At 69.6% G+C, this 8,415-nt stretch carries 11 protein-coding genes; 10 read left to right on the forward strand and 1 reads right to left on the reverse strand.

Going from position 1 to position 8,415, the window contains the following annotated elements; translation table 11 throughout:
* Window positions 1–190 precede the first annotated feature (190 nt).
* The 9 genes from ABZ807_RS32630 (at window position 191) to ABZ807_RS32670 (ending at window position 6,718) form a co-directional block, all read left to right on the forward strand.
* Complete coding sequence (locus ABZ807_RS32630) at window positions 191–337, forward strand: hypothetical protein (RefSeq protein ID WP_357166807.1); 147 nt, start codon at window positions 191–193, stop codon at window positions 335–337.
* Window positions 338–347: 10 nt separating this feature from the next.
* The gene (locus tag ABZ807_RS32635) at window positions 348–941 is read left to right on the forward strand and encodes a hypothetical protein (RefSeq protein ID WP_357166810.1); all 594 of its coding nucleotides are present in this window, start codon (window positions 348–350) and stop codon (window positions 939–941) included.
* 179 nt (window positions 942–1,120) lie between these two features.
* The gene (locus ABZ807_RS32640; RefSeq protein WP_357166813.1) at window positions 1,121–2,407 is read left to right on the forward strand and encodes a MarR family winged helix-turn-helix transcriptional regulator; all 1,287 of its coding nucleotides are present in this window, start codon (window positions 1,121–1,123) and stop codon (window positions 2,405–2,407) included.
* A gap of 405 nt (window positions 2,408–2,812) precedes the next feature.
* Window positions 2,813–3,802 carry a DUF932 domain-containing protein gene (locus tag ABZ807_RS32645; RefSeq protein WP_357166816.1) on the forward strand — a complete coding sequence of 330 codons (990 nt, stop codon included), beginning with the start codon at window positions 2,813–2,815 and terminating at the stop codon, window positions 3,800–3,802.
* A gap of 100 nt (window positions 3,803–3,902) precedes the next feature.
* A complete protein-coding gene (locus ABZ807_RS32650) occupies window positions 3,903–4,331 on the forward strand; it encodes a hypothetical protein (protein WP_357166819.1) in 429 nt (142 codons plus the stop codon).
* The gene (locus ABZ807_RS32655; protein WP_357166822.1) at window positions 4,328–4,774 is read left to right on the forward strand and encodes a hypothetical protein; all 447 of its coding nucleotides are present in this window, start codon (window positions 4,328–4,330) and stop codon (window positions 4,772–4,774) included. Before ABZ807_RS32650 ends, ABZ807_RS32655 begins: the two co-directional genes overlap by 4 nt.
* Before the next feature lie 97 nt (window positions 4,775–4,871).
* Window positions 4,872–5,201 (forward strand): hypothetical protein, encoded by a 330-nt coding sequence (locus tag ABZ807_RS32660; protein ID WP_357166825.1) that lies wholly within the window; start codon window positions 4,872–4,874, stop codon window positions 5,199–5,201.
* 114 nt (window positions 5,202–5,315) lie between these two features.
* Window positions 5,316–5,615 carry a hypothetical protein gene (locus ABZ807_RS32665; RefSeq protein WP_357166828.1) on the forward strand — a complete coding sequence of 100 codons (300 nt, stop codon included), beginning with the start codon at window positions 5,316–5,318 and terminating at the stop codon, window positions 5,613–5,615.
* Window positions 5,616–5,695: 80 nt separating this feature from the next.
* Entirely contained in the window at window positions 5,696–6,718 is a 1,023-nt protein-coding gene (locus tag ABZ807_RS32670; RefSeq protein WP_357166832.1) for a C40 family peptidase, read from the forward strand.
* 592 nt (window positions 6,719–7,310) lie between these two features.
* Here the strand turns inward: ABZ807_RS32670 and ABZ807_RS32675 are convergent.
* Window positions 7,311–7,907, reverse strand: coding sequence for a WYL domain-containing protein (locus ABZ807_RS32675; RefSeq protein WP_357166835.1), 597 nt, complete (start codon window positions 7,905–7,907; stop codon window positions 7,311–7,313).
* Here ABZ807_RS32675 and ABZ807_RS32680 point away from each other — a divergent pair.
* Window positions 7,906–8,415 (forward strand): helix-turn-helix domain-containing protein (locus tag ABZ807_RS32680; RefSeq protein WP_357166838.1); only part of this gene is annotated, 510 nt, incomplete at its 3' end. The two genes, ABZ807_RS32675 and ABZ807_RS32680, sit on opposite strands and share 2 nt — an antisense overlap.

The raw sequence follows: 8,415 nt of genomic DNA on the forward strand, positions 1-8,415 counted from the left end.
ATGGGTACGACACTCCCGTAACCCCACGCCCGAACAACACCAGAACACGCCTTCGACGCCTAAAGAACACTCCCTTGACAGCAGTTGACACCCCTACCCCTGCCGCGTCGTCGGCGAGGTCACCCAGACCGACCACGGCTGGACACCGACCGCGTACACCAACCCGCAGCATCGCCAGACCCAGCCCGGCATGACCTACCCGCTGCCCGGCTGTGACGACCTCGCCTCGGCCTGCCGGTCGCTGCTGCGCTGGTGGCACCTGCGCCACTCCGACACCTGGTGCAACCGCACCCCGAACCAGCTCACCCCGGCCGAACTCGCCCACCTCGCCACCTAGGAGGGGACTCATGCTGCACCTCGACGCGATAGGCCGCTGGGTCGCCCTGGCCACCGGTCGCACCCTCGACCAGCACGCCGCCGACCCCATCCCCGCCGCCGCGCACCTGCCGCAGGCCGCCAGCACCCTGCGCCAGGCGCGGGCCGAGCTGCTGCTCGCGGTGGACCGGCTACGGACCCTGCTCATCAACGCCGACGACCTGACCGGATCGGTCAGCACGGTCACCGGCCCGCTGGAGACGATCACCGTCCTTGCCTGCGAGTGCCGGTACGCCCGCAACTGGATCGACGCCCTCATCGAGGACCCTGCCCGCGCCCAGTACGCCGACGCGAACCCGGGCCGGTCACTGCGTCGGCGCTACGTCAACCCCAGCGACACCGTCCTCGTCGTCCTGCCCCACACCGACTCCTGCCGCAAGCATCAGCTCGCCGGGCGGACCACCCGCGTACGCGTCGGTGAGTCCGACGCCGAGCTGGATCTGACAGTCGGCCCCGGGCAGCTGCGCTTGTCCCATGCTGACGCCGGGATCTACCGCGACCCTGCCGAGGGCGGGCTCTACATCCTGCAGTCCGCGGCCGACGAGCCCGCCACCTCCGGCCGCTGACCCCCTCGGCTGCATCACGCCGCCCCAAGGCCACCAGGTCGCAATCCGGCAACACCCAGCACGGCAGCGCACAGCTCCACGCGCCTGCCGCGCTGACCGCTGCCCGCGACCCGGCGCACCACAGCCCGGCACAACACCGTGCCGGGCTTCCCAACCCACGTTCCCAAGGAGAGGACCTGATGGAACATCTGTCCCTGACGCCTGCCACGCAGGCCGTCCTCGACGCCCTGACCGAACTCGGTCAGGGCAACGTCCACGAGCTGGCCGACAAGTCCGGCAAAGCCCGGTCCACCACCGACAAGGCGATCAAGACCCTGGCCGACGCCGGTGTGATCGTCGCGGTGGAAACCGACGCCGACCTGGCCGAGGGCACGCCCACCCGGTGGACCCTGGCGGCACCGTACGAGACCATCGACGCCGAGCTGGACGCCGCCGCCGACCTCGGCGACGTGCACACCATCGGCGCGGACGAGGCCGACCTCGCCGACCCGGACCTCGACAACACCGCCGACGAGCCGGACACCGATCACACGGAGCAGGCCGATCAGCCCGGCGTCGCCGTCGACGGCGAGGGCGGGATCGACCCGGACGACGCCGGCGACGACCCGGAGGACGAGACCGACCAGGCCGGCGACGGCGACGAGGACTCGGACGACGACGCAGGCAGCGGCGAGGACGACGAGGTGCGAACGGTCACCGTCGTGCAGCCAACGCGTCCCGGTGACCGCAAGGTCATGGCCATCAAGGGCGTCCTGGCCGACTACGGCGATGACGGCGCGACCCTCGACGTGATCGTGGCCGAAAGCGGCATCGGTCACCCGACCGCCTCCCGACTGCTCACCGCGATGGAGCAGGCCGACGCCGCCCGCCGCCTGCCCGGCCTGCCGGAGCGGTGGATCGCCGGACCCACCAAGGCCAGCGAGGTCGACCCGAACCCGGAGCCACCCCGCTGCCCGCTGTGCTACCAGGTCATCCGTGGGCTGGCGAACACGCCGAGCGCCACGGCGGCGGTGCTGCCCCTCATCCGGCCTGACGGCACGCTGCACGTCGTCGGTCCGGACGGCACGACCCACGTCGTCACCCTGCCCACGCGCACGCCCACCCGTGCGCCGAGCGTCCCCGGAAGCGCGGGCCGCCGCAGCGACGTGAGCGTCAACGCCGACGGCAGCCAGCCGTTCGGCCGAGGCGAGCTGGAGAGGCTGACCCTCGACGTCCTGTTGGCCAACCCGGGCCGGGCGATGACTCCGCAGGACATCGCCACCGTGATCGGCGGGCAGCTCGGCCGCTCGGTCAGCTCCGGGGCGGTGCGCAACAACTGCACCAAGGCCGCCGCCGGTGGCCGCATCGTCATGGTCTCCGACGCGCCGCTGACCTTCGCCTACTCGAAGCAGGCCGGCAGCGGCAACGCCGCCGAGGCCGACGCGGGCAGCACCGGGCAGGGCAGCAACGACGCCGACCTGTCCTGACCCGGCACAGCCGATTCCGACTCCGGGGGTCGGGCCAACCAGGCCCCCCGGGGCGCAGAAGTGGGACAGTCCCATGTCCGACGTTTCGGCCCCTATCGCAACTGGTCCTGGCCTACCTCACAGGCCGAGCCAGCCGCTGAAGCCGCACGAGATCGCCCGTGGCATCAGCGCCACCCTCGACGGCCGCCACCTCGGCACCGGCGCCGTCACCAACTGCTGCCTGCACGCAGCCGCCGCCGGCCACCTCATCCAGGTCGCCAAGCGCCGATGGCGTTCGCCTACCCCACCGGCACCACGCCGGCCAACGAGGGCAGCCCTGAACAGTCCTGACCCTCACCAATCCCGTCCCATCCCGGGGGCCGAGCCGTGCGCTCGGCCCCCGCGGCACATCGAGAGGAGAAACCCGTGCCGCACGAACTCGAGACATTCACTGACGGAACGGCCGCCTTCGCCAGCGCCCGCCTGTCGGCCTGGCACCAGCTGGGCACCGTCACCCAGGACACGATGAAGGCCGAGGAGATCATGGCCGCCGCCCGGCTCGGCGACTGGGGCGTCCGCACCATCCGCACCGTCGGCATCGACGTCGTGGGCGGCGTCGAGGTGCAGATCCCCGCCGACGACAAGCGGATGACCGTACGCCGCAACCCGGTCACCGGCGACACCGAGTACCTGGGCATCGTCGGCACCGACTACACCGTGGTCCAGAACGAGCAGTGCGCCGAGATGCTGGACCGCCTCGTGGACCAGGTGGGCGGCGCCCACTTCGAGACCGCCGGCAGCCTGCGTCGCGGCAAGAGCGTGTTCGTGACCATGAAGCTGCCCGACGCGATGGAGATCGCCGGGGTGGACCGCATGGACCTCTACCTGATCGGCACGACCTCCCACGACGGCACCGCCGCGCTGCGCGTGGACGCCAGCCCAATCCGGGTCGTGTGCGCGAACACCCAACGCGCCGCGTTCCAACACGCGGTCGGCCACTACACCTTCCGGCACACCTCCAACGTCAACTCCCAGATCAGCCAGGCCCGCGAGGCGCTGGGCCTGATGTGGAAGTACATGGAGACCTTCGAGAAGGCCGCCGAGCAAATGCTTCACGCGGAGCTGACCATGCGCGAGTTCGAGAAGGTCGTCGCTCAGGTGTGGCCGATCAAGGACACCGCTTCCGAGACGACCAAGAACAACGCCAAGCAGCGGCTCGGCACGCTCAAGTACCTGATCCGCGAGGCCGACACCCTGAAAGCCATCGCCGGCAGCCGGTGGGCCGGATACCAAGCCATCACCGAGTACCTCGACCACTACCAGCCCGCCAAGGACGACACCACCCGCGCCAACCGGGTGCTGACCGGCAACGTCGGCGAGCTGAAGGTGGCCGCCTTCGACCTGCTGAAGATCTGACCGCACCACCTCAGCCCACGGCCCGGGGCAGCGGTCACGGTGCCGCTGCCCCGGGCCTCAGCGGAACGGAGACACCCATGGCACAGCCGAGCACCACACGGTGCGGATCAGACCGGACGGCCAGCCGATGATCCGCCACATCCGCCACCCCCGCGACCTACCGCAAGCGGTGTGCGGCCTGCCCGCCGCCGACGTCGGGCGGTGGGAGAGCGAGGACCCGCCGCGCGTGGAGCACACCTGCGAGGACTGCTACACCCTGCTCCCCGAAGCTGCCCGGCCCGACGACGCCAACCACCCACCCGGAGACGCCACCCTCATCGACACGCTCCGGCGGATCGTCGCCGACCGCCAGTACGCCAAAATCGACGGTGTCCTCGTGGACCTGTGGTCGGCCAGCGTCACTGTCCTCATCTGGGACCTGCTCGTCGACGACAAACGGCAACGGTTACTGACCCTGCCGTCGCACGAGCTGATCCTCCGCTGCGTTGCGATCTACACCCGCGTCACAAGGGGTGGAGGCGGCCAGTGATCAGCTCCCGACAACCACAGTGGTTCCACTTCGGCCCGTGGGTGTTCTCCATCGACGCCGCCGAGGCGCTGATCACCACCACACCCCGCGACACCCAGCACCTCGACGTACCGACGTGGGCCGCCGCGTACGGCCTCACCCACCTCGACAACCCGCACCAGCGAGCGGTCAGCCTCGTCGGCCCCATCAGCAGCACCCTCGACCGGGCCTACGCCATGGCCACCGACCTGACCAAACCCCTGATCCTGTGCCACCTCAGCATCAACGGGCACCCGCCCGCCCCGCTGCTCATCGACGGGACACACCGGCTCTACCGCGCCTGGCGCGAAGGTGTACCGCGGCTGCCCGCCTACCTGCTCACCGCCGAGGAGACCCGCCAGATCCAGGACACCGTGCTCCTGGGACCCGGCCGAACCTCCATCACCTCGCCATTGACCCGATGACGGCCTGACACCACCTTCCCATCGCGTACGCCTCGGAAGCTGCCCACCGCCGGCCGCGACCGAGGCGTACGCCTGTCCACCTACCGGGAGAAACCCTATGGCATACACGCATCCGTGGCGGAGGGTCTGCGACTGTCGCTGCCTCGTGCACCACCACCTGCCGCGCACCACCTACAACGAGCGCGACTGCGCCTGCGCCATCACCTGCGTCACCCAGCCCATCACGCTGCTGGCCGACCACTGGGGCTGCGCACTGTTCCTCGACCAGGGCGGTGACCTCTGGCAGGTCCCGGCCATGGCCAATGGCACCTGGGACTGGGAGAGCGCCGCAGAGATCGACAGCCGAGCTGGCTTCTACGGCGCCAGCCGGGTTATCGAGCACCTGCTGCGCCAGTGCGCCCACGTGCTCCACGCATCCATCGACTGAACCGACGCTCAAGGTGGGCCGCCCACGTGGGCGGCCCACGGACCTTTTTGTGTTTCACGACCAGAGGAGACAGCTCTGTACCGCGCCTACTGCAACGCCTACGAGCGCGCCTGCGTGCCGCTGCCCGGTCCACCACGGCAGCCCCGCTCGATCTACAACGACCCCGATTGCCACTGCCTGGCCGCCTGCGCCAGCCAACCCATGACTCTGCTCGCTCCACAGATCAACGGCGCACTGTTCCTCAGCTACGACGGGGCGCTCTGGTACGTGCCCGGCCTGGAGCCCGGACCCTGGGACTGGCGCTACGCCACCCCGGTCGACGCCAGCCACCCGCTGTTCGAGGCCATCGACCTGATCGCCGACTTCCTCCACGAGACCCACGCCGGCCTGCTGCCGCTCATCCATCTCCTGTAATCCGTCTCGAGCTCCACCGCTGCCGGCCGCGCACCCGCGCGGAGACCGGCCTTTTTGGCTTCCATCGAAAGGCAAACACCATGACCAAAGCCGTCATCGGCATCGTCACCGTCGTCATCGTCGCCTGCATCGGCCTGCCCATGCTGCTGCTGTCGTCCTTCATGGGCAGCGGCTCCGGCCGGTGCGGCATCGCCGCCGCGCCCGCCGTGCGCCCCTCCGGGCAGCCGCCCGGCATCGGCAACTGGGACACCGAGCAGCTCGACATCGCCGCGACCATCATCGACGTCGGCGTCTCCAAGGGCGTACCCCGCTGGGGCTGGGTCGTCGCCACCGCCACCGCCATGCAGGAGTCCGGCCTACGCAACCTGCCCTTCCTCGGCGACCACAACGACCACGACTCGATCGGAGTGTTCCAGCAGCGCCCGAGCCAGGGCTGGGGCACCGTCGAGCAACTGTCCAAGCCCGCCTACCAAGCCGGGAAGTTCTTCGACAAGCTCCTGACCGTCCCCGGCTGGCAGACGATGCCGCTCACCCAAGCCGCCCAGGCAGTCCAGGTCTCGGCCTTCCCCGATGCGTACGCCACGTGGACCGACGACGCCCTGCACCTGGTGGAGCAGCTCACCAGCACCCTCGCGGACTGCGCCACCGATGCGCTCGCCGCCCTCCCGGCCGGGTTCGCGCTACCCGCCGACACCCCGCCCGCCGTGACGACCGCGACCTTCTGGGCCGTGAACCAGCTCGGCACGCCCTACCACTTCGGCGGATCGTGCACCGACCCGCACTCCGGTGACCCCGACAAGCAATGCGACTGCTCATCCCTCATGCAGTCGGCCTACCGGGCGGCCGGCATCTCCATCCCGCGCGCCACCACCGACCAGGCCAACGCCGGAAAGGCCGTGGCCGACCCACCGCTCATGCTGCCCGGCGACCTCATCCTCATCCCCGGCAGCCAAGGCACCATGTCCAACCCGCGCCACGTCGGCATGTACCTCGGCGAAGGACTCATCATCCACGCCCCGAAAACCGGCGACGTTGTAAAGATCAGCCGACTGAACAGCTGGATCAACCAGATCGCAGGGATTCGCCGCATCGCAGCGCCGTAACCGGTGTAGCAGGGCGCAGACCCCCGGCTTCAGCCGTGGGGATCGTCCGTCAACTCTGCACGGGCAGTAGATGGCAGTGGGCTGTATACTGTGATGGTGTCCGTCACTCTGCGGTCGAACAGCATACAACTGGTTCGACTGACCGTGACCGCCATGATGAACAGGCGAAGCCAGCCCCTGAAGCGGTCAGCACAACCACCCGGATCGCGGCAAGAGCGGATGCTTCATCAGATTCCTTCCGTGGATACCCCGGCTTTCAGGCCGGGGAGGAAACGGACTCCTGCGGAGCAGGACAGGGATAGGGAATCCGCCGCCAAGGCGGATAACCGTCCACCACCCACCCGGTCGTAGGGCCTACGAACGGGTGATAGCGTCGGCGGTGCCGGTTGAGGAGACTCGTCCGGTCTACCGCCGGGCTGGCGGGATGTGAAGCCTGTGGAGGCCGTGTAAGACCTCGGCTTGGGTTCGTCCCGGGGGCAATCGCCGATGAAGCAGGAAGATCCACCCCGCGAGGGGGGAATCCCCCGCCTTCAGGCGGGTGGAGGAAGTCAAGCTTGCCGACATACCAACGTCGACGGGCCGCTGTGGCGGTCTATTCGCCTGCATCTGCGTGGGTGAGTAGGCGGGCGGCCAGGGCGCGCACCTCGGCTCTGAGTTCGGCGGGCCGTTCGATGGTGAAGGGCCAGCCGAGCCCGGCCAGCATCTGGGCGGCGCCGTCGAGGTGTTCGGCTCGGGTGGTCAGCCGCACTCCGTTGGCGACCTCGGTGAGTGTGCCGACCGATGAAGGGATCCGCTGGCGTGCCTGGGCGAGGCTGGTGTGCAGCAGGACCGAGACGTCGTGGGCGTAGGGCACCGAGGCCAGTCCGGCAAGGACGTGTCCGGTGGGGTCGAACCCGGCTGGCACCTCGAACGCTCCGGCGGTGGCGCGAGTGGCGCCGATGCGGTCGAGTCGGAATGTCCGCACGGATCCGCTGGTGTGGTCGCGACCGGTGACGTACCAGCGGCCGTTGTGGAAGACCAGCCCATACGGGTCGAGGCCGCGTTCGCTGGAGCGGCCATGCCAGGTGGTATACGTCAGCTGTACCGGGTGTCGGTGGCGGGCCTGTGGGGCTCGAATACTCGGTTCGGCCGTCTGAAGTGCGGCTCTGTGCGAGCTCGAGCCCGGTGCAGCCGTCATGCTCGTGGCCATGAGCACGTCGTTGGTGTACCTGCTGCTTCGCCAGGTCCTGCAAATGCTGACCCAGCTCGCCCGCGACGACGGGGCCAAAGATGTGGAGATCCTGGTGCTCCGCCACCAGGTGGCGGTGCTACGCCGCCAGGTGCACCGCCCCGACCTCGAACCGGCCGACCGGGTCGTGCTGGCGGTGCTGTCACGGCTGCTGCCCCGCCCGCGCTGGTCAACGTTCTTCGTCACCCCGGCGACCCTGTTGCGGTGGCACCGTGAACTGGTCGCCCGACGATGGACGTACCCGCATGCCCGGCCAGGCCGGCCACCGGTCAACGCACAGGTCCGCGAGCTGGTGCTGCGACTCGCCGCGGAGAACCCGACCTGGGGGCACCGCCGGATCCAGGGTGAACTGCTCGGCCTGGGGTACAAGGTCGCGGCCAGCACGGTGTGGAAGATCCTCAACCAGGCCGGGGTCGACCCGGCACCCCGGCGATCCGGACCCACCTGGAAACAGTTCCTGACCGCCCAG

Origin of the sequence: Micromonospora sp. NPDC047548, from assembly GCF_040642975.1 — a bacterium.
Taxonomy (GTDB): Bacteria; Actinomycetota; Actinomycetes; order Mycobacteriales; family Micromonosporaceae; genus Micromonospora.